Source organism: Mesorhizobium sp. KR9-304 (assembly GCF_040049215.1).
Lineage (GTDB): Bacteria > Pseudomonadota > Alphaproteobacteria > Rhizobiales > Rhizobiaceae > Mesorhizobium_K.
In genome coordinates this window covers 39,814-66,085 of sequence record NZ_JBDZDN010000003.1, presented here as the reverse complement: position 1 = coordinate 66,085, position 26,272 = coordinate 39,814, and the positions used below count along the sequence as shown (strand labels likewise).

Below are 26,272 nucleotides of genomic sequence, written 5' to 3'. Positions count from 1 at the left end.
GAGTTGTGATCATGTCTGCCTCAAAGAAGATCCACGGGTTTTCCGAGGAATCCGCTGAGTTCAGCCATCATCAACCTGCAAACCGGACCCGTTCGATTGGTCCTGTGCGGGCTACCGTTGGGGAGGGCGGAAGGCTTGTGATCCCCGCCGAGATGCGGAAGGTCATGGGCATCAAAACGGGAGACACGCTGATCCTGAAAGTCACCGACGACGAACTCACGGCAGTGTCCCAACTGGTCTCCATTCGAAAGGTCCAGAAGCGCCTGGCGCCCTATAAGCGGCCCGGAGAGAACGCGGTGGACGAGTTTTTGGCCGATCGAAAGGACGAGCAACGGCGGAGCGACGCGCGGTTCGACCGCTTGCATGACGAAGGCATTGCGACGAAAAAGCCGTGACGAAATACGTTCTCGACAGCTCTGCCGTGCTCGCGGTGTTGCTCAACGAAAGTGGAGCGGACAATGCGCTGCAATATTTCCAGAACGGGCAGTGCTGTTCGGTGAATGTCACGGAAATTGTGGCGCGGCTGATCGACAAGGGCCGCACTCCGGACGAAGCGGTGGGCGACTTTTTCGATACGGGCATCAATATCGATGGGTTTGGCGCCGACCTCGCTGTTCTTGCCGGACGTCTGCGCGCCGCGACCAGCCACAAAGGCCTTTCGCTCGGCGATCGTGCTTGCCTTGCTCTGGCGATCCGGGAAGGCGCCACAGCGGTCACCGCCGACCGCGACTGGGCGACGCTCGACCTCGGCTGCAAGATCGAACTGATCCGTTAGGAGTTTCATGCCCGCCCTCGCCTCCTCGATCTCCCCCGCCTCCGACGCCTTCCGCGCCAACGTCATGCCCACCCCTGCTGTTTCAAACGGCTCCAAGGTGATCTGATGCCGCAAAGCGATGTTTCGCCGACCAGAAGGAAGCTCCTGATCATATCGCTGTTGTCATCGATTTTAGCGACGCTCGGCAAAGCAAGGGCAAGCGAACCGCGCTTCCCAGACATCTCTGCGTTTCGGGAAAGAGTGATCGCCCGCATAAAGCAGTTGCCGGATCTCGACGAAGTGACGCCCGACCCTGCCGATCCTGCAAAGATAGATATCCGGATCAAAGACAACGTCATCACATCAGACGTCACCAATATATTCGGCTATCTCAACTCCTATCCAAACGAGAACGCGGACGAGATCATCGATCGTTTCGTCAGGTCTCTGACTGCATTTCAAACGCCGGTGTCCCACGAACAGCTCGTGGCGGCAATTCGTACAGCCGCACTACTCCAAGAAATTGAGGCATCTGGTCAGTCTGTCCTACATCAACGACTGGTAGGTGATCTTGTCATCGCGCTGATGGTCGACCTGCCTGACTCGCTCAGATGGGCAATAGAGGACGATTTTCCAAACGAGTCATTCGATGACCTCCAACCGATCGCCTTTGAGAATCTGAGAGAATGGCTGCCGAAGGTCGCCCCGAACAGGATTTCCGATACCGTGGTCCAGTACCTAGTCGAGGGGAACGACATATTGGCCCCCGGCATGATTCTGCTCGATGAGTTCTGGCAGCTGGCGAAATCAGATTTTCCCGGCGATGTTCTGGTGACGATTGCCCGGCGGGACCAATTGATCGTTTTCGAGGCAAGCAATCCGGCAGCTCTGCGGGCAGCAAGAAGCATTGTCGACGACACTTTTGAAGAAGGATTCATGCTGCTTTCCAATCGCATCTATCGGAGGCGCGATGGCAAGCTGGAACTCGTGGAGGAATAGTCGTCATGCCCGCCCTCGCCTCCGCCATCTCCCCCGTCTCCGACGCCTTCCGCGCCAATGCCGAGCGCATGAAAGCGCTGGTCGCCGACATCTCGGCCAAGGCCGCGACTGTCGAGCGCGGCGGGTCCGAAGAGGCGCGCGAGCGCCACACCTCGCGCGGCAAGCTCCTGCCGCGCCAGCGCCTGGCGCAGCTCATCGATCCCGGCTCGCCCTTCCTCGAGATCGGCCAGTTCGCGGCATGGGGCATGTATGACGGCGACATCGCATCCGCCGGCCTCATCGCCGGCGTCGGCCGCGTTTCAGGAACGGAGGTGATGATCGTCGTCAACGACGCGACGGTGAAGGGCGGAACCTACTATCCCCTGACGGTGAAGAAGCATCTGCGCGCGCAGGAGATCGCGCTGCAGAACAGCCTCCCCTGCATCTACCTCGTCGATTCCGGCGGGGCGAACCTGCCCAACCAGGACGAGGTGTTTCCCGACCGCGAGCATTTCGGGCGCATCTTCTTCAACCAGGCGACGATGTCGGCAGCCGGCATCCCGCAGATCGCCTGCGTCATGGGCTCCTGCACCGCGGGCGGCGCCTATGTGCCGGCGATGTCGGACGAGAGCGTCATCGTCAGAAACCAAGGCACCATCTTTCTCGGCGGCCCGCCGCTGGTGAAGGCCGCCACCGGCGAGGACGTCACCGCCGAGGAGCTCGGCGGCGCTGACGTCCACACGCGGCTGTCGGGCGTTGCCGACCATCTCGCCGAGGACGACGCGCATGCGCTGGCGATCGTCAGGCGCATCGTCGGAAACCTGAATCGGAAGAAGGCGATAGTCCTCGATCTAAAGAAACCGATTCAGCCGCTTCACGCGGCGGACGAGATCTACGGCATCGTGCCGGAGGACACCCGAAAACCCTATGACGTGCGCGAAATCATCGCCCGCATCGTCGACGGCTCGGAGTTCGACGAGTTCAAGCAGAACTACGGCGTCACACTCGTCACCGGCTTCGCGCATCTGATGGGCATGCCGGTCGGCATCATCGCCAACAACGGCGTGCTGTTCTCCGAAAGCGCGCTCAAGGGCGCGCATTTCATCGAGCTCTGCTGCCAACGCAAGATCCCGCTCGTCTTCCTGCAGAACATCACCGGCTTCATGGTCGGCAAGAAGGCCGAGCAAGGCGGCATCGCGCGCGACGGCGCCAAGCTGGTGACGGCGGTCGCGACAGCCCAGGTGCCGAAGGTCACCATGATCATCGGCGGCTCGTTCGGCGCTGGCAATTACGGCATGTGCGGCCGCGCCTTCTCGCCCCGCTTCCTGTGGATGTGGCCGAACGCGCGCATCTCGGTGATGGGCGGCGAGCAAGCCTCGACCGTGCTGGCGCTCGTCAAGCGCGAGGGCATCGAGCGCAAAGGCGGCTCATGGTCCAAGCAAGAGGAGGCCGAGTTCCGCGCGCCGATCCTCGAAAAATACGAGCGCGAGGGCCACCCGCTCTATTCCTCGGCACGTCTCTGGGACGACGGCATCATCGACCCGGCGAAGTCGCGCGAGGTGCTGGCGCTGTCGCTGTCGGCCGCGCTCAACGCACCGATCCCGGAGACGAAGGTCGGCGTCTGGAGGATGTAAAGCGCTTGCCGGCCGGCGCTTATGGGTCCATCCTTGCGAAGATACTGGCCGTTTGAGCGGCGTGCCACGACTATGCCGTCTCGGCCCTCGCGAGGTTCTGGCCGATGGACTGCTCCGGCTGCGGTTTCCTGGTTGAGAGCGGCTTCGCTTTCTGTCCCAAGTGCGGTCTGCGCCAGCCCATGCCGTGCACCAGTTGCGGCCATCTCTGCGCACCAGATTTCCAGTTCTGCCCGAAATGCGGCGCGAGCGTCGGAGCGGCGGCGAAGCCGGTCGGGCACGTGGGGCCGGCACTAGGCCGGACCGCTCGGACGACGGACGCTACGACCCATCCTCCGAACGCGGAAATTGCAACCTTCCCCGCGCATCCCACCTCGGATGCCGACCGCCGCACGGTGACGGTTCTGTTCGCCGACCTTTGCGGCTTCACGACGTTCAGCGAGAAGCTCGACCCCGAGGTCATGCAGGCGCTGCAAAACAAGCTGTTCAGGGAGCTGACCGCTTCCGTGCAGAACTTCGGTGGTTTCGTCGACAAGTTCATCGGCGACGCGCTGCTCGCATTGTTCGGCGCGCCGGTCGCGCACGAGGATGATCCGGAACGCGCACTCCGCGCCGCCCTCGACATGATGGCGCGGACGGCTCGACTCGGTGAAAGCGCCGCTCATGCCGGCCTGCCCCTGGTGCTTCACATCGGCATAAACACCGGGCCGGTCGTTACCGGCGGATTGGGCGTAGGCGTCGCGAAATCCTATTCGGTGACCGGCGACACGGTGAATACTGCGCAGCGGCTGCAATCGCTGGCCAAACCCGGCGAGATACTGGTAGGCGAACTAACCCACCGGCTGACGCGGCATGCCTTCTCATACGAGAAGCTCGGCGACATCGCGCTTCGCGGCAAGGCCGGCAGCGTGCTTGTCTATCGGCTGCGCGAGCCACTTGCGGCACCGCGGGCGGCGCGCGGGCTCGAAGCGCTCGGCCTCGGCGCGCCGATGATCGGCCGCGATGCGCAACTTCAGAGAATGCTGGCGAGCCTCGATCAGGCGTGCGGGGGCTCGGCGCAACTTGTCCGGCTCGTCGGCGAGGCGGGCATTGGGAAATCGCGGCTGGTCAAGGAGTTCGTTGCCCGTGTCGGCGAGGACGATCGCTTTCGCAACGTTGCCGTCAGGCAGGCCGCCTGCTCGCCGCTGGGCGAACAGTCATATGGCGCGCTCGGCGCGGTCGTGCGCAGCGCCGCCGGTATCATGCAAAACGACGGTCCGGACGGAATGCGGGCGAAGCTCGCGGCATTGCTCAACGATCTCGGCCTGCCGGGCGACGAAGCGGAACGGCTGATGCCCCTGCTCTTCCATGTACTTGGCCTCGGCGATCCCACCGCCGCCTTGCAGCACGTCGAGCCCGAGCAATTGCGGCGGCAGATCCTCTACGCTGTGCGCACAATCGTCGAACGGCGCTTGGCCCTGTCGCCTCTGCTGATCGTCGTCGAAGACCTGCACTGGGCCGACGCCGTGTCGCTCGAGGCGCTGCGTTTCGTGATGGACCGGCTTGAGCGGACTCGGTTGATGCTCCTGGTCACACACCGGCCGGCTCTGGAAAACGACCAGTTGGAGTCGAGCCGGGTCAGTCATACCGCGCTCAGATTGTCGCCACTCGGCAACTCTGAGGGGCGCAACCTGCTGGCCGCATTGTTCGGCGAAGGCTGGGTGAGTTCCGCCGCGGGGCTCCGCGACCAGATACTCGACCGTGCGGGCGGCAACCCGCTGTTCGTCGAGGAGATCGTGCGCGGCCTCATTGACGTCGGTGTGCTGAGGCGAGACGGCCAGCAGTGGCAGACGGCGGCGGGCGACGCGGCGGCCGGCATTCCGGCCACCATTCAGGCGATGTTGCTCGCTCGCGTCGACCGGCTGCCGCAGGACGTGCGCCGATTGGCCCAGGAAGCTGCTGTCATCGGCCCGCGCTTCGACGCCACGCTTCTCAAGGCCGTAACAGCCGACCCCGGCAGGCTTGAGGCTGGCCTCGAACTGCTTTGCGATGCGGAAATCGTCGAGGAGGTTGCCGGGTCGGGTTCTCTTTCGTCGCAAGGCTATCGTTTCACCCAAACGTTGCTGCAAGACGTAATCTACCAGAATCTGCTCCTGCAGCGCCGCACCGAATTGCACGGGCGGATAGGCGCCGCATTCGAACGGCTCGCCGGCGACAACCCGGAACGTCTCGAAGACCTGACCGTGCTCGGTCACCATTTCGCGTTGAGCGCAGAGCGGGAGAAAGGCGCTCGTTTTCTCCGGTCAGCGGGCGACCGCGCCCGCATGATCTACGCCAATGACGATGCCCTTCGTTTCTATGAGCGCGCGCTCGCCACTCTGGACGCCACCGAACAGACGCCTTTGAAGCTCGCAATCGCCGAGCGAATAGCCGATCTGAGCGGCCCGGTCGGTCGCCGGGAGATCGCGCGCGGCCACTACGAGACGGTGCTGCAGGCGTATCGCGAAACGGGCGATCTTGTCGGATCGGCACGGGTGCTGCGCAAGATCGGCCGGCTGCTCTGGGATGTAGGCAAGCGCGACGGCGCGGAATCCTGCTATGTCGAGGCGGCGGCGCTTCTCGAGGGAGCGGACGCTCCGATCGAGCAGGCGCATCTTCTGCAGGAGCGCGGGCGCCTAGCCTTCCGCAACGGCGACCATGCCCTCGCCGCGAAATGGGCCGACGCGGCTATGGATTGTGCCGGCCCGCTGACGGAGGAGCATATCTCCGGGACGGGGAGCGACGCCACGCTGGTGGTTGCCGAAGCGCTCAACACCAAGGGCGTAGCGCTGGCCCGGCTTGGGCGAAACCGCGAAGCCGTGCGCGAAGTGGAGCGGAGCATCGAACTGGCCGAAGCGGCCGGTCTGCCGGGCGCCGCCTGCCGCGGCTACACCAATCTTGGGGTGCTTTATACGACAATCGATCCCGCGCGTGCGATCGACGTATGCCGGCGCGGCCTTGAAGTGGCGCGACGCATCGGCGACCTAGGTTTTCAAGCACGGCTCCTGGCCAATCTGGCGGTAGCCTGCTGCACGTTCACGGATCGCTGCCCTACGGAGGGGGTGCCGGCTGCAGAGAAGGCCATAGAGATCGACCGGGCGCTCGACCAGCGCGAGCATCTGCCGGTTCCGCTGATCGTGCTGGGGCAGATCCACCAGTGCCACGGGCAGCAGCAACTGGCTGCCCGCCTTTACGGCGAAGCGCTGGACGTAGCGGGCGAGACAGGGGAACCGCAACTGCTCTTTCCGTGTTATGATGGTTTGGCGACCCTCAATCTCGACCTTGACAATCTGGCCGAGGCAGAACGCTACTTTTCCCTGGCGCAGGACGTTTGCGCCCAGCACGGGCTAGACCCGGAAGCGCTTGTGGTGCTGCCATTTCTCGACTAGCCGGGTGGGAGGTTGGAAATGTCCGCGCGTATTGACTTAGGCCCGCTTCAGCCGGGCGACCGCGCGCCGAACGTCGTGCTCGACGCCATCACTCAGGAAGGCAAGATCGCACTCGACGACTTTCGCGGTCAAAAGCCGGTTCTGGTCGGCCTGTATCGAGGGCTCCACTGCGCATTCTGCCGGCGCCACGTCGCCGCGCAAGCCCGACTCGATCCGGAACTGCGCGAAAGAGGCGTGGAGAGCCTTGCCGTCGTCAACACGCCGATCGAGCGAGCGCGCCTCTACTTCCGCTACCATCCCGTGCCCAACCTGCTGGCGGCCGCCGACCCGGAGCGGGCTTCGCACCGCGCCTTCGGACTTCCCAACCTCGAATTCACCGAGAACGAGACGGCGTGGCCGCACAAGGTCTCGCTCGAGACGGCGATGAGCATGCGCGTAGACGTGCCGGGCGAACTGCCGGAGCCGATGAACCCGATCGCGGCGGGCGAATTTCTCGACAGGAAAGATGGCTACGAAATCACCGAGGCCGACCAGCAGATGATGGCGACCGGCCAGGGGCAATTGCTCGGCCAGTTCCTTCTCGACCGGCAAGGCATCGTTCGCTGGAGCTTTACCGAAGTCCCGGAAGGCGGGCGGTACATGTTCGGGGTGCCCAACCCGCGGGAGCTCATGTCGGCCGTGTCGCAGGTCGCGCAATAGGCCCGGATCGCCTTCGCCAGCAATAGACACTGAGCCACGCCCGGCGGAATAATCTACCCGGCTGATGCAATCTGATTGAACCCTTGATGGTATCGACCCGCCCGACCGCTACCATCGCGGACGGAGGCTTGCCATCCGGTAGGAAACAAGATGCACTCGCGCATCCCGACCGGTGCTGGCGAGGAGGAACGATCCGGGCGTTACCGTTACGAGCGGCCGGACGTGTAGCTGTACCCAAACGGGAGGAAATCGCATGCTGAAGAAATTGAGACTACTCGTCGCCGGCGCCGTGCTGGCGATGGCCGTGCCGCTCACCGGAGCGGAAGCGGCCGGCAAGACCTTTTACTGGGTTTCCCATGGCGGCCCCGCGGACCCGGTCTGGACCTATTTCCTGGCCGGCGCCAAGCAGTGGGAGGCCGACACGGGCAATACCGTGAACACGTCGTTCCACAATGGCGACGTCGCGTCCCACCAGGAAGCCGTCCGTGCGGCGATCGCGGCCCAGGCCGACGGCATCGTCACCACCAGCCCCGATCCGGGCAGCCTCGTCGAGGTGGCCAAGGAAGCCAACGCGGCGAAGATACCGATCATCAACTTCAACACGCCCGATCCGACCGCCAGCTTCGACGCCTATGTCGGCGGCAACAATGTCGCGTTCGGCCGCGGCTGGGCGCAATATCTGGTCGACAAGGGTCTGGTGAAATCAGGCGATTTCGTCTGGATGCCGGTCGAAATCCCGGGCGCTACCTACGGCGTGCAGGAAGAGGAAGGCATCAAGAGCGTGTTCGAGCCGCTCGGCATTACCTACGAGATCACGGAAGCCACGCTTGACCAGGCCGAGGTGATCAACCGCATGGTCGATTACCTCACCGCCAATCGCGCCAAGATCAAGGCCATGATCGGCCTCGGCGATCTGGTGACCGGTTCGGTCAAGCGGGTCTGGGATCAGGTCGGCGTGAAGCCTGGTGAAATCCCCGTGGTCGGCTGGGGCAACTCGCTCGACACCACCCAGGAAGTCCTGAACGGCTACGTCAACGCCGCACAGTGGCAGGACCCGCAGGCGACCAGCTACATCGCCCTGTCGATGGCCGCGATGGAAGCAGGCGGCGTGCCCGCGGGCTTCGATGTCATCACCGGCGCGCTCTACGAAAAAGACACCGCTCAGGTCTACGACGACATCCTTTCCGGCAAGCAGAAATAGTCGTGTAACACTAACATTCGCGGCGGAGTCACCCGCCGCGAATGCCTTTGTGACGAACCGCGACGCGCAACGGGACACGTGCCGGGCGACGCGGAGCTTCCTGCAACGCCAACCACGCAGCGGGTCCCGGTGGAAAATCGCACATTCATCCAGCGCTTTGTCGCGAGGCCGGAGTTCGGTCCCCTCGTGCTTCTCCTGCTCGAGATCACGGTCTTCTGGGGTATCAATCCCAATTTCCTTTCGCCGCAGAATGTCAGCAACACGCTGGCCTTTACGGTGGAACTCGGCCTGATCGCGCTCGCCATGACGCTGCTCATGACATCAGGCGAATTCGACCTCTCGGTCGGCTCCCTGTTCGGCTTCTCGCCGGTGCTGATGTGGACGCTCTTCAACAGCGGCGCCACCTCGCTCGAGGTCGGCTTTGTCGCGGCGCTCGCCGTCGCTGCATTCATCGGCCTCGTCAACGGCTGGTTCGTGACGCGGCTGAAGATCCCGTCCTTCCTGGTCACGCTGGGCATGCTGCTCGTCGTGCGCGGCACCGCGCTCTTCATCACCGACGGCTTCCCCCAGCGAACCTGGAGCGCCGAAGGCAGCTGGCTCGCCGAGGCGCTGGTCGGCGACTTCTTCATCGGGCCGTTCCGCATCTACATGTCGCTGTTCTGGTTCATCCTGGCCGTCGTCGCGCTTGGCTACCTGCTCACCCAGAGCCGCATCGGCAACTGGATCCAGGCGGCGGGCGGCAATCCGAACGCGGCCGCCGCACGCGGCGTCCGTGTAAGCAGGGTCAAGATCGGCCTGTTCATCCTCTCGTCGATGATGGCCGCGCTTGCAGGCGTCATCTCGTCGCTGCGCACCGCCGCCGCCAACCCCAACAGCGGCACCGGCTACGAGCTCGAAGTCATCGCCATGGTGGTGATCGGCGGCACTGCGCTCACCGGCGGACGCGGCACCATCATCGGCACGGTGCTAGGCATCCTCATCCTGCGCGTCATGCGCAACGGCATCGTTCTGATCGGCGTGCCGGGGCTCGCCTACAACATATTCATCGGCGCGATCATCCTTGGCATGATGGCGCTTCATTCATGGCTCGAACGCCGTCACCAGTCGGGAACATGATCATGCCAGATACTGGGCCAGATACCGGGCCAAATACTGAGGCCGAGCCGCTGATCCGCATGGTGAACATCTGCAAGTCCTATGGCCGCGTGCAGGCTCTGCTGGACGTGAATTTCCACGTCAATGAGCGCGAGATCGTCGGACTGCTCGGCGACAACGGCGCCGGCAAGTCGACGCTGATCAAGGTACTGTCCGGCGCCGTTCCGATCACCAGTGGCGACATTTTCATCCGCGGCAGGAAGGTGGTGCTGAAGAACACCGGCGACGCCATCGCGCACGGTATCGAGACGATCTACCAGGACTCCGCGCTGGTCACGCAGCTGTCGATAGCGCGCAACCTCTTCCTCGGCCGCGAGCCGCTCAAAGGTCCGCGCTTCCTCAACCGCATGGACCAGGACGCGATGAACACCGTCGCGCGCGATCTGCTGAAGCAGGTCGGCATCACCAAGAACATCCCGCCGACCACGCCGATCGGGTCACTTTCGGGCGGCGAGCGCCAGGCGGTGGCCATCGCCCGCGCCATGCATTTCGACAGCGACCTCATCATCCTCGACGAGCCGACCAACAATCTCGGCGTCGCCGAGACGCAAGGCGTGCTCTCCTTCGTGCGCAGCGCGCGCGATTCCGGCCACTCCTGCATCTTCATCGCGCACAACATCCACCACGTCTTCCAGGTGGTCGACCGCATCGTCGTCATGCGGCGCGGCAAGGTCGTCGCCGACGACATCGACCCCAAGACGACCAGCGTCGCTGAGGTCGAGCGGGTCATCACCGGCATGTCGGAAGCGGAGATAAAAGCCGCCATCTCCTGAGCCCCACATTCGCACACGCGGATGTTTCAGCCGCCTGTGCCCGCCAAAAATGCCTCGAGGTAAGGACCCCAGACCGCAGCCGGCGCATTGATCAGCGAATGGCCTTCCTTTCCGACCGCCGGCAGCAGCCGGTAATCGACAGCGCCGCCAGCCTTCCTGAACGCTTCCGCCATTTCTCGTGATAATTCAGGCGAGAAATAGCTGTCGTTGCTTGCATAGAGCCAAAGCGTCTGCACCCGGGCAGTCTTTCCATACTTCGCTGCCGTTGCGACAAGGCGCTCAGGTGAGCAGTTTTTGCCCGGCCGATTGAAATCACGACCACCCCGTCCGCCCGAGAAATTAATCAGCGCAGAGACCCCTGCCGGGTTGCGCCTGGCAAGGGCGATCACGCCCCATCCGCCGGCCGAGTTTCCGACGACGACTATTCCATTCGGCTTGACGAAGGGCCGTTTCGCCATGAAGTCGATCGCCGCCACAATGTTCTCGGCCGTCGCGTCTCCCGCCTTTTCGTAGTTGGCGGAGCCACAGGCACCCTGCTCCTCGAGGTAGCGGCCGCCGGTTTCACCATGTCCGGGCCGCTGCGGCAGCAGAACGGCATAGCCACGCTGAAGAAACCACTCGGTGAGCGAGTTGAAGGCGGGCATCGGCATGAGCGAGCGCCTTGCAGCGTCCTGTTCTGAACCATGATTTATCACCACCAGCGAAAACGGTCCTGGACCGGCTGGGCGAAACAGGACGGCGCGCATCAGCAACCCCGACTCAGATGAAGGAATCATCCAGAGTTGACGGCGAGAATCTGCCCCTTCCGAGCCGACCGGTCCGGCCGCGAGCAGCGACGCATCGGTTGGCAATGCATAATTGGTAGTGCCTGTGCACCCGCAAAGCCCACACAGAACGCATATAAGCAAAGCTATCCGGAGCTGACCATGCGGGTCGGTCGAACGAACGGCCGGCTGGAAGTCGCTAAGAAAGAACATGATTTCGGTCACGGCCCGCCATTGCCACTTTTACGAGAAACGAACGCGAGATTTAATCGCTAAGTCTCTGTAAATCATTCTAAAATGACGTTACGTCATATCCATTATGTTCTTGTATGTTGCCAATTGGCCACACACCTTGATGATTCGACCCTGCTTTTCCGGCATCATACTAAGATTCGATAGCTCATTCATATTAGCCGAGTCTAAATTCCGGCAGGCTTGTTTAGGGTTTTATCACGCACGCGTAACGTGTGACGCGCGCCGTTCAGGAGGGGGTAATGCCGAATTCCGTTCACGAAGTCGTGCGCGTTCGCAGGAGCTGGCTGCTTGCTGGTACGGCGATCGTCGGTGGATCGTTCCTCGGCGCGATGGGAACGCCCTCCGCAGCGCTCGCGGCCTGCGCGGCAACCGTGGCAGGCCAGGAATGGGCGTGCTCGGCAGCGGGCGCGGCGTTCTCGGACACAATAACCGCTGAGCCATGGGCTTTCCTGATCGCAGGCGATGTCGACAACCCTCTCACCCCCTATGCCGGAACCGGCACGATCACCCTCAACAACAATGGCGACTACAGCGGCACGCTGCAGATGAACGACGGTTCGACGCTCAACGTCGCCGGTCACGGGATCGTTCTCACCAACAACGCTCCGAACGACAGCATAGTGACGTTCAACGTCGGCGGTGACATCACGACGACTGGTACCGGAAACCGCGACGCCATCCGGCTCCAGGGCGCCACGCTCAATGTCAATATCCTCGACACATCGCAGATTTCGGCTGCGGACGACGGCATCGTCGTAACCGTGGCCTCCGTTGCCGCGAATTTCGACATCGCCCAGGGCGCCACGGTCAGTGGCACCGCGAATTCCGGCAGCAACGCCAATGGCGGCGACGGCATTCTGGTCGCGACGAACGGAGCTCCGTCTCAACAGGTCGCCGGGGCCGTGACGATCGACAACTACGGTCACGTGAACGGCGCGAGCGGCGGCAACACCTCACCAACAGCCACAGGCGGCGCGGCGCTGAACATCTCCGCCGCGGGCGCAATCAACATCACCAACCATCTCGACGGCGACGATGGTGATTCGGTTGCGGGAACGCTGACCGGCACGTCGGGCATCTACGCCAATGGCGACGCCGACATCAACATCACCAACCTTGGCCACATCGAATCCACACAGGCCACGGGCGGCGGCATCTTCTTCGTCAGCACGGCCGATCCAGGCGACGACGCGACCGTTACCATCAAGAACCTGTCGACGAACAGCATCGTCGGCGTCGGTCCCGGCATCACCGGCGGCAGCGCCGGCGCGGATGTGCTCGTGTTCAACGGCGACGGCGGCGTCGACAATCCCGACGGCCTCATCGACGTGACCGGCAACGGTATCGACATCGAAAGCACCAACGGCGGCAACATCTCGATCTTCAACGGCTTGAGCAGCAACACCGCCTCACAGATCTTCTCCGACGGGGAATACGGCATTTATGCACGCAGCCGAGGCGACGGCGGCGGCGACAGCGATGGCGATGTCGAGGCCTTCAACCTCGGCCTCGTCGAGCTCGAAACCTCAAACGCGGATGCCGTTATCTATGTGCGGTCGAGCGCGGACCTCGACGGCTACGCGGCGGCTACCAACGGCATCTCGTTCCCTGAATCCGGCGGCGAGATCATCAATCGGAACGCGCGCCTCAACGGCTACGATGATGACAACAACGGCACTGCGACGTCGTACGACGCCAACGGTATCGAGCTTGTGAAGTATGGCGGCGCCGGCGGCCTGGAAATCGACGACGACGACGATTTCGACGGCTTCTATGGCGTCGCCGCAGCGAATGAGGGCGCCTGGGATTTCGCGCGCGACGACAACTATCTGACGCCCGGCTACAACGCCGGCGGCGCGGTCGGCAGCCAGTACGGTTCGACCGGCGGTATCTTTGCGCCTGGCGGCAGCGCAGTGCTGATCCGCCACTTCGGCGAAGACGATTCCGGTTTCTTCAACAACGGCACGACGATCGGCCAGGGCTCGAACGGCGATCCGGTGCTCGACATCCAGACATATGACAATGGTGACAATCGCGTCGTCATCTACAACGGTGGATACGATTACGACTCGGGTACATTCGGCTTGATCGGCAGCGAGAACACGCCGTACGCCTGGGACTTCGACATCGAACGGGCGTTTGACACAGGGCTCGGATATTATTCCGGCGGCGGCATCGATTGGGACTTCATCCTCAATGACATTATCGGCTCAGGTGAGCTCGCGAGATTCGCCGACGCCGGCAACGATCGTCTGGCCTATGCATCAGGCGCGTCCGTGTGGGGAGTGAACGAGGGCATACTGATCGGCCAGGTAAACCTGCCCACCAGCAGCGCCAACACGATTGACAACTATGGCGTCTGGCTGTCGGTCGGCTCGCAGGATGGAAATTCAGCCACGAACAGCAATTTCTCCGACTACGACGACGTCCTGAACAACTGGGGACTCGTTCAGGTGGCGCTCGACAACAATGCGTTCGAAGGCACCAACTTCTACAACCTCGGGACACTCAACAACTACGGCGTTCTGAGCCTGCTCGACGGCAACTCCGGCGACTATTTCTACACCGATGCTAGCTACTACGGTGGCGGCGGTTCAGCCCTGCTCGCACTCGACTCCTATCTCGGCACCGAAGACGACCCGTTGACCGACGACCAGGACATTTTCGGGTTCAACGATCCGGGCGCCACGATCGAAGGTTCGACGGGTGTCCTCATCAACAACACCAACGACGGTCCAGGGGGCATCAACCTGCGCGGCGTCGACATCGTCAACTACGATGACGAGAGCGGCATCGACAATCCCTGCGGAGGTCCCAACGACCTCTGCCAGGAGGGCGACGCCTTCTTTATCTCCGACCTGAACCAGAACTACATCAACATCGGTGGCTACGGCGCGCTCCAGAACGGCTTCTACGCGACGTTCCTGCGCCAGGATACAGACTACAATGACTTCGAACTTATCACCGACTTCGCGCCGAATGCCGCGCAGCTTCCCGGCCTCGTTACAGCCGCGCAGAACATCTGGTACACGACCGACAGCCTGGTCGAAGATCATATGCGCGGCAACCGCTTCGCCGGAGCCGGCGGCGGTGGCGCCGACGCTGTCGTCGAAGTGGAAGAGGCGGTGGTGGATACCACCAACCTTGGCCTCTGGGCGAAGGTCGGCGGCAGCTGGACCGACCGCGATACGACGGTCACCGAAGAAATCGCCGGCGTGCCGTTCGAGATCGACACCAGTTTCGACCAGGATACCTACAGCTTCCTGGGCGGTGTCGACGGCCGGTTCGGCGAGGACGGCCCGCGCATAGGGTTCTTCGCCGGTTACATCACCTCGGATGTCGATTTCTCCTCATATTCCGCCACGGGGTCCTACGACGGCGGCACGGTCGGCGCCTATATCGACTATACGACCGGCGGCTTCTACGTGGACGCCATGGTCAAGGCGGACTTCCTCGACCTCGACTACTCCGCTCCGGTCGGTGGCAGCGGCAACGCAGACGTCACCAACATCGGTGTCCGTGGCAATATCGGCTACCGCATGTATTCGGGACAGATGTTCTTCGAACCGATCGGCTCGCTGGCATATGTCAACACGCAGGTCGACGATTTCGATGACGACGGCGCCAGCATCGCCTTCAACGACGGCGAAAGCTTCCGCGCCGGAATCGGCGGCCAGGTTGGCACCACCGTCGGCGGCCCCAGCGCCACACAGATTGAACTCGCGCTGCTCGGCAAGATCTGGGGCGAGTTCGGGGACGACAATGTCGTGACTATCTCCGACCCCGTTACCGGCGACTCGACAAGCTTCGAGGACGAAATCGATGGCGCCTACGGCGAAGTCGTAGGTACGGCGACTTTCTACTCCGCGGATCGCATGTGGTCCGGCTTCGTCTCGGGCGGCGCCGATTTCAATGACGAGACGCTCATCATCAAGGCAGAGGCTGGGCTGCGCAGGAACTTCTGAACCGTCTCGGCAGACAACGCAAAACGGCCGGCCCTTGAGGACCGGCCGTTTTTGCGTCCGCGCGCAGGAGAGAGCGTCAGAGCCCGAGGTCTGCGAGCGCCATGTCGATGCCGGGAATGTCCATTGCGAACTGAACGACCTGGCCGTCGAGAAGGGTCATATCTATCTTGGCCTTCTTCGCTTCCTTCATCTGCCTGACGAGGTTGGGCGTGAGGTCAAGCGAGGCCTTGCAGCCTTTCGTTGCGCAAGACACGTACTCTGCCTTCACCGGCTTGGCCTCTTCGATCGCCACCATCACGCCCGGCTGAATCATGATATCCGTCAGGGTCAGGAACTCGGCCAGCAGTTTGCCGTCCTTGTTGCGGCCGATCAGCCAGACCAGGACAACGGAATTGTTCTTCTTGTTGATGACGCGGAAATTCGCGCTGCAAGTCTTGGCGGGCTCGGTTCCGCCTTCGCTGCATGTGACGGTCCATCCGCCATGGGTGGTGGTGGTCGTGACCGTCTTGGTAGTGCTTTCCGTTCCCGGACGGGCCTCCTTGGCGTCGGCCTGTGCCATCAGCGTCTCGACCGGCCGTTTCGTTGTGGTTTCGGCATGAGCCGTCGAGTTTCCCAAAGCCGTTGCAAGAGCAACAATGCCCACCACTGCCCTTCCCCCAGCCGTCAGTTTGCGCAAGCTTAGTAGAACCCGGTGTTTTTCGTCCATTTGACCACTCCCCGTTACTGCCCAATCTACGCTGGTCTCGAAGTGAAGTCTTTGCCAATTTGACATCTTGGTTACGCCGAGCGACGCCGACATGACGCGGTAGCGCCCATGTCACCTTCATGTCGCCATTGTCCCTCCCTGCGCTTGCGCTGCCGCTCGCCGACATGACACTCTCCGGCCCGTTTCGGAGCCTCGCAAGAAATGATCCTCATCGGCCAGTTCGATTCCTCCTTCGTGCGGCGCGTCGGCATCGCGCTGAAACTCTACGGCCTCTCCTTCGAGCATCGGCCGTGGTCGGTCTTTTCGGACAAGGAGAAGATCAGGCCGCTGAACCCGCTCATGCGCGTGCCGGTGCTCGTACTGGACGACGAGGACGTGCTCGTCGACAGCCATCTGATCCTGGCTCATCTGGAAAGCCTGGCGCCGGCGGGGCGCTCGCTCTACCCCGCCTCCGAGCCCGACAGGCATCGCGCGTTCAAGGTCGCGGGCCTCGCCACCGGCATTGCCGACAAGGGGGTCAGCCTGTTCTACGAGCAGGTGCTGCACGAGGAGGTTTCGCCGCTCTGGGTCGAGCGCTGCCGCGCTCAGATCGCGGGCGCGCTCTCCATGCTTGAAGAAGACCGCGCCGAGCGTCAGACCACCTACTGGTTCGGCGAAGGCATCGGGCATGCCGACATAGCGGTGGCCTGTGCCATCCGCCATACGACCGAGGCGCTTCCTGACGTCTTAACGATGCAGGACTATCCCGCGCTACGCGCCCATTGCGAGCGGCTGGAGGCGCTTGCGGTGTTCAAGGAAATCAGCCAGCCTTTCATTCCGCCGGCCTGATGGACGTCGTCGACGACGATTGCTGAAATCGCCGCCGACCGCTAAAGCAACCAGACGAGCATTCGAAACGAGGGAACCTTGAGAATGGCAAACATATCGCTCACCCGGCGCAGCGCGCCGCACGCCGGCATAGCGCTGGCCGTCTTTTTCGCCGGCCTTGCCAGCGGTCCTGCCTGGTCGAATGCGCAGATCGGCATGCTGAAATGCGACACGTCGATCGGCATCGGCGAGATCCTCGTGCGCAAGCAGACCATGACCTGCGTCTTCACCCACAGCGACGGCAAGACCGAGAATTACACCGGTACGGTGCATCAGTATGGCGTCGAGATCGGCATGGTGAAGGAAGGCCACCTCGCCTGGGCCGTCGTCGCCGGCTCGCCGGCCTCCGGTACTGGGCTGCTGGCCGGTAAATATGCCGGCGTCGACGCGTCGGTCGCGGCGGGCTTGGGCCTTGGCGCGGACGTTCTGGTCGGCGGCACAGGCAAGGCCTTCTCGCTGCAGCCGCTCGCCATCGAAGGCGAGCCCGGCATTGGCATCGCGGCCGGCGTCGAGCAGATCGAGCTCGTTGCCTCCAACTGAGCCACCTCTGAGTGCTCCGGTCGTCAAAAACCGTGACGCTGTCGTTCCCGACGCCTAGGATGACCTCGGAGGGTCCACTCTAGGGAGGAGCGACATGGCTTCGGGTTTCTTCTGGTACGAGCTGATGACGACCGACGTGGCCGGCGCGGAGGCTTTCTACAAGAATGTCGTCGGCTGGACTTCCGAGCCCTTCGCCGGCATGGACTATACAATCTTCAGCGCCGGCGAGCGGGCGGTCGCCGGGCTGATGCTGCTTCCCGAGGAAGCCAAGGCGATGGGCACGCCGCCCTGCTGGATGGGTTACATCCACGCCAGGGACGTCGACGCCGCGACCGCGGGCGTGAAGAAGGCGGGCGGCGCGGTGTACCGCGAGCCCGCCGACATTCCGGATGTCGGCCGCTTCTCGGTCGTCGCCGACCCGCAAGGCGCGGCCTTCATGCTGATGAGCCCGATGGGGCCGGACCAGCCGCCGGTCCCGCGCATGACGCCCGGCCATGTCGGTTGGCACGAGCTGTATGCCGGCGACTACAAAAGCGCCTTCGACTTCTATGCCGGACAGTACGGCTGGACCAAGGTGCGCGAGTTCGACATGGGCGAGATGGGCATCTATCTGATCTTCGCGTCCGACGGCGAGGAGGGCATCGGCGGCATCATGACCAAGCCGCCGCAGGTTCCGGCTCCCGCCTGGCAGTTCTACTTCAACGTGACCAATATCCAAGCCGGAGCCAAACGCATCACCGACAATGGCGGCAAGATCACCTTCGGGCCGATGGAGGTCCCGGACGGCAGTTGGGTCGTCAATGCGCAGGATCCGCAAGGCGCGCATTTCGCGCTGCTGGCGGCCAAGCCGTAGGGCATGTTCAAGAAAGTCCTCATCGCCAACCGTGGCGAGATTGCGTGCCGCGTCATCCGGACAGCACGCCGCATGGGCATCGCGACGGTCGCGGTCTTTTCCGATGCCGACCGGCGTGCCCTGCATGTCGAGATGGCCGATGAGGCGGTGCATATCGGCCCCTCGCCCGTCGGCGAAAGCTACCTGCGCGACGACCGGATCATCGCCGCCGCGATCAACTCGCGCGCCGATGCCGTGCATCCGGGCTACGGCTTCCTGTCGGAGAACCCCGACTTCGTCGACCAGGTGACGGCGGCGGGCCTCGTCTTCGTCGGCCCGTCGGCCGCGTCGATCCGCGCCATGGGCCTGAAGGACGCAGCCAAAAGGCTAATGGAGCGCGCCGGCGTGCCGGTCGTGCCCGGCTATCACGGCGAGGCGCAGGAACTCGTGCTTCTGGCAGGCAAGGCGCGCGAGATCGGCTACCCGGTGCTGATCAAGGCGCGCGCCGGCGGTGGCGGCAAGGGCATGCGCAAGGTTGAGCTAGCAGACGATTTCGCCGAGGCGCTGTCGGCGGCGCGCCGCGAGGCGAAAGCCGCCTTCGGAGACGACCGCGTGCTGGTCGAAAAGTATGTCGACCGGCCGCGCCATATCGAGGTGCAGGTTTTCGGCGACAATCTCGGCAATGCCGTTCACCTCTTCGAGCGCGACTGCTCGGCGCAGCGCCGCCACCAGAAGGTGATCGAGGAAGCCCCTGCCCCCGGCATGACGGTGGAGATGCGCACCGCGATGACCGAAGCGGCCGTGAAGGCCACGAAGGCGATCGGCTATTCCGGCGCCGGCACCATCGAGTTCATCGCCGATGCATCCGAAGGGCCCAGGCCCGACCGCTTCTGGTTCATGGAGATGAATACGCGGCTGCAGGTCGAGCATCCGGTGACCGAGATGGTGACCGGGGTCGATCTCGTCGAATGGCAGCTGCGCGTCGCCGCCGGCGAGAAACTGCCGAAGATGCAGGACGAGATCACACTGACCGGCCACGCCTTCGAGGCGAGGATCTACGCCGAGGACGCCACGCGCGGCTTCCTGCCGGCCACCGGCACGCTGCACCACCTGAAATTTCCGGAGTCCGGACCCACGTTGCGGGTCGAGACCGGCGTGCGGGCCGGCGACGCCATTTCGCCTTTCTACGACCCGATGATCGCCAAGCTGGTCGTCCACGGTCCGGACCGCAAAGCGGCGCTCGATGCGCTCGGCCTGGCGCTGGAAACGACCGAGATCGCCGGCTCGGTGACCAATATCGCCTTCCTCGCCGCGCTCGCGCGCGACCAGGATTTCGCAGCCGGCGATGTCGATACCGGGCTGATCGGCCGCAGGCAGGAGCAGCTTGCGGCAGCGCCCTCGCCTTCGTCCAAGGCCGTGACGACGGCCATCCTGGCAGCGTCGGGCATCGGCGCCGAGCCTGCCGGCGACGATCCGTGGTCGTCGCTATCAGGCTATGCGCATTTCCACCCGGTCGAGCGCCGCACAAGCGTGCGGACGGGCGACAGCGAGATCGTGGCGATGGTTTCCGCGCGACCCGACGGCCGTCATACGGTCAGGCTTGACGGCGCGCCCAACGGACACGTCGTGTCGCCCGACGAAACCGGCCGGTTTGCCCTTTGGCCTGGCCATGTCACGGTGTTTTCAGAGGGCGCTGCCTTCGACTTCGCCGTTCCCGACCCTTTTGCCAAGGCTGCCGAAGCCGAGTTGTCCATCGGCAGCATGCGTGCGCCAATGCCCGGCCTCGTCAAGATCGTGCGCGCAGCCAAGGGCGAGGCGGTCGTCAAGGGTCAGCCGCTGCTGATCCTCGAGGCGATGAAGATGGAGCATACGATCGCCGCCCCTCATGATGGCGTGGTCGCCGAGATCGTCGCCGAAGGCGCCCAGATCACCGAGGGCACGGTGCTGGTCACATTCGACGAGAGCGCCGGCTGACACGACCCTGAAACACGAAGGCCGCGCCGGCTCTTTGTCCGGTCGCGGCCTTGGTTTGCTGTCGCCGAGGCATCCCCATGCCCGGCATTCGCCTTTGCCCTGTCGTCACAGCGCGCTTGTGCGCGTCTTGTCTTGCAGCCCGGCCGTCTTTTCGCGGCCTTGGCCAAATTCCTGCCTGACCAGAGGTCAGTGCATCGTCATCCATTCGCGGGCCTCGCGCAGCGCCCTGGCGATATCGGCCTTCGACATCGTGGCCGACAGCTCCGAGCGCAATTCGGCGGCTCGGGTCGAACCCTTGATCGCCGCGATGTTGAACCATTTGTGGGCGGCGACGATGTCGGCGTCGCAGTCGCGACCGGTCGCATACATCATGCCCAGTTCGAAAAGGATGTCAGCCTGGGCGCCTGCTCCGCCGAAACCCTGCTCAAGTATTTCAAAACGTGCCATTTTTATCCCCTGTCTCAACTCCAGAGAGCGGCTCCCTTTGGTGTCCCCGGGCTGCTCTTCCGATGCTTCGAAGGATGGAGGCGGAGGCTTGAATCCGTCGTTAAACGGCGTGCTTAATTTGCGACAAACAAAGTTCAAACGAGAGGTAAATGCCGGAAATCATTAAGGATACGAAGCGCGGCCTTGCGCAGCGTTCCCGAAAAGACGATGAAAATGCAGGTGCAGCGCAGCAAGTCTTTGATAACCACGCGGCAAGGTGACGAGGCCGATATCGGGATAGGCTCCCCTTCCGATTTTCGACGGACTGCAATAACTTCAGCCGATAACGGACCCCCGCAAGCGAGGCGAGGACCAAAGGGAGGACAAGATGTTTCGCAGACTTAGCGTGGCCCTCGCGGCCTCGATGCTGTTCGCCGGAGCCGCCTGGGCAGATCCGATCGAGGGCAACTGGAGGACCGAAGCCGGCAGCACCGCCCATATCAGTCCCTGCGGCGGCGCGTTCTGCATCAAGCTCATCAGCGGCAGTCATAGCGGCAAGCAGATCGGCAAGATGACGGCTTCCGGCGCCAACAGCTACAGCGGCTCGATCACCGATCCGAACAACGACAAGACGTACAAGGGCAAGGCCTCGGTCTCGGGCGGAAATCTCAGCCTCAGCGGATGCGTGCTCGGCGGCCTGTTCTGCCGTGCGCAGAACTGGAAGAAGCTTTAGGGAAGAAGCGCTGCGTCAGGGATCAGGCCCTGGCTCTTTGCCCGAACAACACCTTCTGGGCGTCCTTGTCCTGGGCGAGATTGCTGCGGCGCTCCTGCCCGACGGCGAGGGCGCGCTCGACTGCGGGCCGTGCCAGGATGGCGTCGAACCAGCGCTTCAGGTTGGGAAAATCGTCGAGGTCCTGGCCCTGGTTCTTGTAGGACCTGACCCAGCCGACGGCCGCCATGTCGGCGATCGAATAGTCGCCCGCCAGGAATTCCCGGTCCGCCAGCCGCTTGTTCATCACGCCGTAAAGCCTGTTCACCTCGTTGGTATAGCGGTCGACGGCATAGGGCAGCTTCTCGGGCGCGTAGTTCCGGAAGTGATGCGCCTGCCCCGCCATCGGTCCGAGGCCGCCGACCTGCCAGTACAGCCACTGCTCGACGTCGACCCTGGCCCGCTCGGTTGACGGATAGTATTTTCCGAACTTGCGGCCGAGATATTGCAGGATCGCGCCGGACTCGAAGATCGAGATCGGTTTGCCGTCCGGTCCCTCGGGATCGATGATCGCCGGCATGCGGTTGTTCGGCGCTATCGCCAGGAACGACGGCTCGAACTGCTCGCCCTTGCCGATGTTGACGTATTTGACCTCGTAGGGAACGCCGAGTTCCTCAAGCATGATCGTGATCTTCCAGCCGTTCGGCGTCGGCCAGTAATAGAGTTCGATCGGCTTGGTCTGCTTGGCCATTGGGGCTTTCTCCGCTGCTTCAAACGCGAATCGGAGATAGGCCCGCGGCGCGAAAACACAAGCGCGCGAACCGCTTAACGACCGTCAATAAAATTGAACCTCACATGAACGGCCGTCTCAGAGGCGGTTCAGCCGCGTCAAGGCATTCTCCGCAGCATCGAAGGAGACAGAGATGCTCGCTCGCCGCTTCACGATCGTCTGCCTGCTTGTGACGCTCTTCGGGATGGTCTTCGCCATCCTTGTCGCCGACGCCGGCCGATCGAGACGAAACTATCAGACCGCCAGTGCGGGCTCGTGCCTCACCGGTTCGAAAATCTTCTGCCGATCCCCGGATCAAGACTGAAACCCGCGACCCAGAACGACGAAAGCCCAGTGAAATCATGACCCGCACCATCAAAGAGACCTCCCAGTGCTTCCGGCTGCTGCCCAGGGCGCTGCTGGTGATGCTGGTCGTGTCGGCGCCGCTTCTTGCCGTACCGAGCCTGCGCGCCGCCGACCAGACGATCATCGAAGCTCCTGCGGTGAAGAACAAAGGCGCCGGCTTCGTACTGATGGTGAGCCTTCAGCGGGCATAACCGGGCCATGTCGAACGCCCAGTATCGCTGCCATTTTTTTGGGCAGGCACTCCCAACTGTCACGCAAGCCCATTATATTGGGTCATGGAAAAGCGAATCTATCCCGAACCCATCGAATCAGTCGTTTCGCCCGAACCCTTCGCGCGCAAAAGCTTCACCGACGCCGTCGAGGCCGTCGCCGCGCTGAAGGTGCTCTACACCCGCAACACCACGTTCCTGCGCGATTCCTTCGCAGCGCTTGCGCAGGGAGCGGATCCCAACAGGCGCTACCGCGCATTCTATCCGGAGGTCGGCGTCACCACCTCCTCCTACAGCCAGATCGACTCGCGCCAGGCCTATGGCCACATGCCGACGCCTGGGCATTTCTCGACGACCGTCACCCGTCCGGACCTGTTCGAGAGCTACCTCATCGAGCAACTTCGCCTGATCATGCGCAATCACGGCGTTCCGGTCGTGGTCTCGGAGTCGGAAACGCCCATTCCCGTGCATTTCGCGTTCTTCGAGGGAACCCATGTCGATGGCACGGTCGCCGACCGCATCCACCGGCCGATCCGCGACCTGTTCGATGTTCCCGATCTCGACGGAACCGACGACCATATCGCGAACGGAACCTTCGAGATCGTGCCCGGCGAGGCGCGGCCGCTGGCGCCGTTCACCGCGCAGCGCATCGACTACTCGCTGCATCGCCTGTCGCACTACACGGCGACCGGCCCGGAGCATTTCCAGAACTTCGTGCTGTTCACCAACTACCAGTTCTACATCGACGAGTTCGCCATCTACGCCCGTGAACTCATGGCGAAGGGCGGTGGCGGCTACGAAGCATTCGTCGAACCCGGCAACATCGTGACCCCGGCCGGCGAGTCGCTGCCTTTCGACGGGCCGGCGCTGGCGCGCATACCGCAGATGCCCGCGTACCATCTGAAGAAGCCCGGCCATGAAGGCATCACCATGGTCAATATCGGTGTCGGCCCGTCCAATGCAAAGACCATCACCGACCACGTCGCGGTGCTGCGGCCGCATGCGTGGCTCATGCTCGGCCACTGCGCGGGCCTGCGCAACACGCAGGCGCTGGGCGACTACGTCCTGGCTCATGCCTATGTCCGCGAGGACCATGTGCTGGACGACGACCTTCCGATCTGGGTGCCGATCCCGCCGCTTGCCGAAGTCCAGGTCGCCTTGCAGGAAGCCGTCGCCGAGGTCACCGGCCTCGTCGGCTACGACCTCAAGCGCATCATGCGCACGGGGACGGTGGCAACGATCGACAACCGCAACTGGGAACTGCGCGACCAGCGCGGACCGGTGCAGCGCCTTTCGCAGAGCCGGGCCATCGCGCTCGACATGGAATCGGCGACGATCGCGGCGAACGGCTTCCGCTTCCGCGTGCCCTACGGAACGCTGCTCTGCGTTTCCGACAAACCGCTGCATGGCGAGCTGAAACTGCCGGGCATGGCGACGGAGTTCTACAAGCGGCAGGTCGCGCAGCACCTCACGATCGGTATCCGCGCCCTGGAGAAGCTCGCCGAAATGCCGAAGGAGCGCTTGCATTCCCGCAAGCTCAGGAGTTTTGCCGAGACGGCTTTCCAGTGAGCCAGCAGCCATCTTGAATGAGCCGCAATCGTGCCGAACAAGGCGCGGATGAACGCAAAAACGGTCTCTCGCATGATCGTCCTGACCGCATTGGCGGCGACGATCCTGCTGTCGCTGCCGCTCGCCGGAGGCTTTTTCGGCCGGCTGCATCCGGCTTTCGATTCCCTCGCGCATTTCCGCCTTCACCTGGCGATCCTGCTCATTCTCGCCGCGCTGCCGCTGCTTCTGGCCCGTTCGTTCAGGCGCAACGGATTGCTGGCGGCGGCTTTCGGCGCCGCCGCGCTCGTGACCGTCACGGGGACTTCCACCCTACCAGGCCTCGGGCCTGTCCATGCCGCTTTCCAGGTCAAGGACGAAACGAGCCCCGTCTACCGCCTGATGCAACTCAATCTGCGTTTCGACAACCCGCAAGCCGGACAGGTCCTGTCGCTGATCGGGCGTATCCGTCCGGATGTCGTGACGCTCAATGAAGTCTCCGGGATGTGGAACGAAAAGCTTGCGCTGCTCTCCAGCGCCTATCCCCATCGCATTGTCTGCACGCTGGATAGCCGCGCCGGCGGCGTCGCGATCCTTTCGCTGCGGCCGTTTGCGCAAGGCACGGACGGCCGGTGCCTCGCCGGCGGGATATTCGCGACTGCCACCGTCGATCTCGGCGGGCGGCCCGTGGAAGTCGGCGCATTGCATCTCCACTGGCCCTGGCCGTTCGACCAGGCCAGGCAGATCGAGGATCTCGCGCCGCTGCTCGCCTCGATGGCGGCGACGGCAATCCTCGCAGGCGACTTGAACGCCACGCCCTGGAGCGCCGCTTCGGAGCGAATTGCAGATGCCGCCGGCATGACGCCGGCCGGTCCCAGCCAACCGACATGGCTTCACCGAAGGCTGCCGGAATTCCTGCGCTTCGCCGGCCTCCCAATCGACCGGATATTCGCCAATGGCGACGTTGTCATCCACTCGGTCGACACGCTCGAGGCGGTCGGTTCGGACCATCTGCCGGTGCTGGTCGAGTTCTCCCTGAGGGCCGCTGATCCGGAAACGGGGGACCCACAGACGGCGACCGCGGCGCTGATTGACTGATCGTCAGCGCCCCAGCAGCGCCTCGATCAGCCCTTCGACGCGTCCGCCATTGCGATGCTCTCGGACATCGAACTGGATCTGGCGGGCCTCGTACTGAGCGTAGATCGCCGCCGTGCGCCGCTTCACTTCGGTGCGCGCCTTGCGGCAGCCGCGATCGTTCTCGACCGAAAGCCGCGCGACGGATTTCTCGACAGCTCCAACCATCTGGCGCGCCATGTCGCCATGCGCTTTTTCATGCTTCTTCACTCCGGCGAGGAACCTCGTCCACCGCCGTTCTAGCACCGGCGAAAGCCCGTGCGCGGACGGATAGGTGTAGGTGATGTCCAACGCGCCGTCGATTTTCTTCACGCGGCAGGCTGTGCGCGTTTCGCCCCATTCGATGGTCCACGCCACCGAATAGCGTGTCTGCGCAATGGCGCGCGTCAGGAAACCATGCTTGGGACCGTGGCGGTCCATCGCGGCTAGCAGCGCAGCGCCCGTGCCGCCGGCGACCGCATATGTCCTCGTCGTTTCAGAAACCTTCACGCCGGCGGCGGCCTCGCCCGCGAACGTTATGCAGGCGCCGAACAGAACGATCCTTGCCAGCTTGACGCAGGGCATCACCGACCTCCGCGGGAACGTTCAAACGAAGCACATCGGGACGGCCCGA

24 protein-coding genes are annotated in these 26,272 nt (G+C 63.4%); 19 read left to right on the top strand and 5 right to left on the bottom strand.

Translation table 11 applies throughout. The features are described from left to right. The first annotated feature begins 11 nt into the window (after positions 1 to 11). From ABLE71_RS16510 to ABLE71_RS16470, 9 genes are all read left to right on the top strand, one after another. Positions 12 to 395 carry an AbrB/MazE/SpoVT family DNA-binding domain-containing protein gene (locus ABLE71_RS16510; protein WP_348784567.1) on the top strand — a complete coding sequence of 128 codons (384 nt, stop codon included), beginning with the start codon at positions 12 to 14 and terminating at the stop codon, positions 393 to 395. Further along, on the top strand, positions 392 to 775 hold the full coding sequence (locus ABLE71_RS16505; protein WP_348784566.1) for a type II toxin-antitoxin system VapC family toxin: 384 nt from the start codon (positions 392 to 394) through the stop codon (positions 773 to 775). The genes ABLE71_RS16510 and ABLE71_RS16505 overlap by 4 nt, the downstream gene beginning before the upstream one ends. 105 nt (positions 776 to 880) lie before the next feature. Further along, entirely contained in the window at positions 881 to 1,753 is an 873-nt protein-coding gene (locus ABLE71_RS16500; protein WP_348784565.1) for a hypothetical protein, read from the top strand. A gap of 5 nt (positions 1,754 to 1,758) precedes the next feature. Next, the gene (locus ABLE71_RS16495; RefSeq protein ID WP_348784564.1) at positions 1,759 to 3,366 is read left to right on the top strand and encodes a carboxyl transferase domain-containing protein; all 1,608 of its coding nucleotides are present in this window, start codon (positions 1,759 to 1,761) and stop codon (positions 3,364 to 3,366) included. A gap of 104 nt (positions 3,367 to 3,470) precedes the next feature. Beyond that, positions 3,471 to 6,770: an adenylate/guanylate cyclase domain-containing protein gene (locus ABLE71_RS16490; protein WP_348784563.1), complete on the top strand. Its 3,300-nt coding sequence runs from the start codon at positions 3,471 to 3,473 to the stop codon at positions 6,768 to 6,770. A gap of 18 nt (positions 6,771 to 6,788) precedes the next feature. Beyond that, positions 6,789 to 7,469 carry a peroxiredoxin-like family protein gene (locus ABLE71_RS16485; RefSeq protein ID WP_348784562.1) on the top strand — a complete coding sequence of 227 codons (681 nt, stop codon included), beginning with the start codon at positions 6,789 to 6,791 and terminating at the stop codon, positions 7,467 to 7,469. Positions 7,470 to 7,722: 253 nt separating this feature from the next. Beyond that, complete coding sequence (locus ABLE71_RS16480) at positions 7,723 to 8,670, top strand: substrate-binding domain-containing protein (RefSeq protein WP_348784561.1); 948 nt, start codon at positions 7,723 to 7,725, stop codon at positions 8,668 to 8,670. Positions 8,671 to 8,799: 129 nt separating this feature from the next. Continuing rightward, positions 8,800 to 9,786 (top strand): ABC transporter permease, encoded by a 987-nt coding sequence (locus tag ABLE71_RS16475; RefSeq protein WP_348784560.1) that lies wholly within the window; start codon positions 8,800 to 8,802, stop codon positions 9,784 to 9,786. A gap of 2 nt (positions 9,787 to 9,788) precedes the next feature. Beyond that, a complete protein-coding gene (locus ABLE71_RS16470; RefSeq protein ID WP_348784559.1) occupies positions 9,789 to 10,598 on the top strand; it encodes an ATP-binding cassette domain-containing protein in 810 nt (269 codons plus the stop codon). Between the two features lie 26 nt (positions 10,599 to 10,624). On the opposite strand, the gene ABLE71_RS16465 is transcribed toward ABLE71_RS16470, so the two are convergent. Continuing rightward, complete coding sequence (locus tag ABLE71_RS16465) at positions 10,625 to 11,587, bottom strand: alpha/beta fold hydrolase (RefSeq protein WP_348784558.1); 963 nt, start codon at positions 11,585 to 11,587, stop codon at positions 10,625 to 10,627. A 269-nt stretch (positions 11,588 to 11,856) separates the two neighbouring features. Between ABLE71_RS16465 and ABLE71_RS16460 the strand changes: the two genes are divergently transcribed. Then, positions 11,857 to 15,582, top strand: coding sequence for an autotransporter outer membrane beta-barrel domain-containing protein (locus tag ABLE71_RS16460; RefSeq protein WP_348784557.1), 3,726 nt, complete (start codon positions 11,857 to 11,859; stop codon positions 15,580 to 15,582). Positions 15,583 to 15,658: 76 nt separating this feature from the next. On the opposite strand, the gene ABLE71_RS16455 is transcribed toward ABLE71_RS16460, so the two are convergent. Further along, positions 15,659 to 16,381 (bottom strand): invasion associated locus B family protein, encoded by a 723-nt coding sequence (locus tag ABLE71_RS16455; protein WP_348784556.1) that lies wholly within the window; start codon positions 16,379 to 16,381, stop codon positions 15,659 to 15,661. 108 nt (positions 16,382 to 16,489) lie between these two features. On the opposite strand from ABLE71_RS16455, the gene ABLE71_RS16450 reads away from it, so the two are divergent. From ABLE71_RS16450 to ABLE71_RS16435, 4 genes are all read left to right on the top strand, one after another. Further along, positions 16,490 to 17,116 carry a glutathione S-transferase family protein gene (locus tag ABLE71_RS16450; RefSeq protein WP_348784555.1) on the top strand — a complete coding sequence of 209 codons (627 nt, stop codon included), beginning with the start codon at positions 16,490 to 16,492 and terminating at the stop codon, positions 17,114 to 17,116. Between the two features lie 84 nt (positions 17,117 to 17,200). Next, positions 17,201 to 17,695, top strand: coding sequence for a DUF992 domain-containing protein (locus ABLE71_RS16445; protein WP_348784554.1), 495 nt, complete (start codon positions 17,201 to 17,203; stop codon positions 17,693 to 17,695). 94 nt (positions 17,696 to 17,789) lie between these two features. Continuing rightward, positions 17,790 to 18,548: a VOC family protein gene (locus ABLE71_RS16440; RefSeq protein ID WP_348784553.1), complete on the top strand. Its 759-nt coding sequence runs from the start codon at positions 17,790 to 17,792 to the stop codon at positions 18,546 to 18,548. Between the two features lie 3 nt (positions 18,549 to 18,551). Further along, a complete protein-coding gene (locus ABLE71_RS16435; protein WP_348784552.1) occupies positions 18,552 to 20,501 on the top strand; it encodes an acetyl/propionyl/methylcrotonyl-CoA carboxylase subunit alpha in 1,950 nt (649 codons plus the stop codon). Positions 20,502 to 20,687: 186 nt separating this feature from the next. Here ABLE71_RS16435 and ABLE71_RS16430 read toward each other — a convergent pair whose 3' ends face one another. Beyond that, a complete protein-coding gene (locus tag ABLE71_RS16430) occupies positions 20,688 to 20,948 on the bottom strand; it encodes a sel1 repeat family protein (protein WP_348784551.1) in 261 nt (86 codons plus the stop codon). A 367-nt stretch (positions 20,949 to 21,315) separates the two neighbouring features. Here ABLE71_RS16430 and ABLE71_RS16425 point away from each other — a divergent pair, with 367 nt between their 5' ends. Beyond that, positions 21,316 to 21,660, top strand: coding sequence for a DUF2147 domain-containing protein (locus ABLE71_RS16425; protein ID WP_348784550.1), 345 nt, complete (start codon positions 21,316 to 21,318; stop codon positions 21,658 to 21,660). Positions 21,661 to 21,682: 22 nt separating this feature from the next. On the opposite strand, the gene ABLE71_RS16420 is transcribed toward ABLE71_RS16425, so the two are convergent. Next, positions 21,683 to 22,387: a glutathione S-transferase N-terminal domain-containing protein gene (locus ABLE71_RS16420; RefSeq protein WP_348784549.1), complete on the bottom strand. Its 705-nt coding sequence runs from the start codon at positions 22,385 to 22,387 to the stop codon at positions 21,683 to 21,685. Positions 22,388 to 22,559: 172 nt separating this feature from the next. Here ABLE71_RS16420 and ABLE71_RS16415 point away from each other — a divergent pair, with 172 nt between their 5' ends. From ABLE71_RS16415 to ABLE71_RS16400, 4 genes are all read left to right on the top strand, one after another. Next, positions 22,560 to 22,730, top strand: coding sequence for a hypothetical protein (locus tag ABLE71_RS16415; RefSeq protein ID WP_348784548.1), 171 nt, complete (start codon positions 22,560 to 22,562; stop codon positions 22,728 to 22,730). Between the two features lie 37 nt (positions 22,731 to 22,767). Then, positions 22,768 to 22,962 carry a hypothetical protein gene (locus ABLE71_RS16410; RefSeq protein ID WP_348784547.1) on the top strand — a complete coding sequence of 65 codons (195 nt, stop codon included), beginning with the start codon at positions 22,768 to 22,770 and terminating at the stop codon, positions 22,960 to 22,962. A gap of 84 nt (positions 22,963 to 23,046) precedes the next feature. Then, positions 23,047 to 24,549: an AMP nucleosidase gene (locus ABLE71_RS16405; protein ID WP_348784546.1), complete on the top strand. Its 1,503-nt coding sequence runs from the start codon at positions 23,047 to 23,049 to the stop codon at positions 24,547 to 24,549. Positions 24,550 to 24,597: 48 nt separating this feature from the next. Continuing rightward, on the top strand, positions 24,598 to 25,623 hold the full coding sequence (locus ABLE71_RS16400; protein ID WP_348784545.1) for an endonuclease/exonuclease/phosphatase family protein: 1,026 nt from the start codon (positions 24,598 to 24,600) through the stop codon (positions 25,621 to 25,623). A 3-nt stretch (positions 25,624 to 25,626) separates the two neighbouring features. Here the strand turns inward: ABLE71_RS16400 and ABLE71_RS16395 are convergent, their stop codons facing one another. Continuing rightward, positions 25,627 to 26,223 carry a DUF922 domain-containing protein gene (locus tag ABLE71_RS16395; protein WP_348784544.1) on the bottom strand — a complete coding sequence of 199 codons (597 nt, stop codon included), beginning with the start codon at positions 26,221 to 26,223 and terminating at the stop codon, positions 25,627 to 25,629. Positions 26,224 to 26,272: the final 49 nt, after the last annotated feature.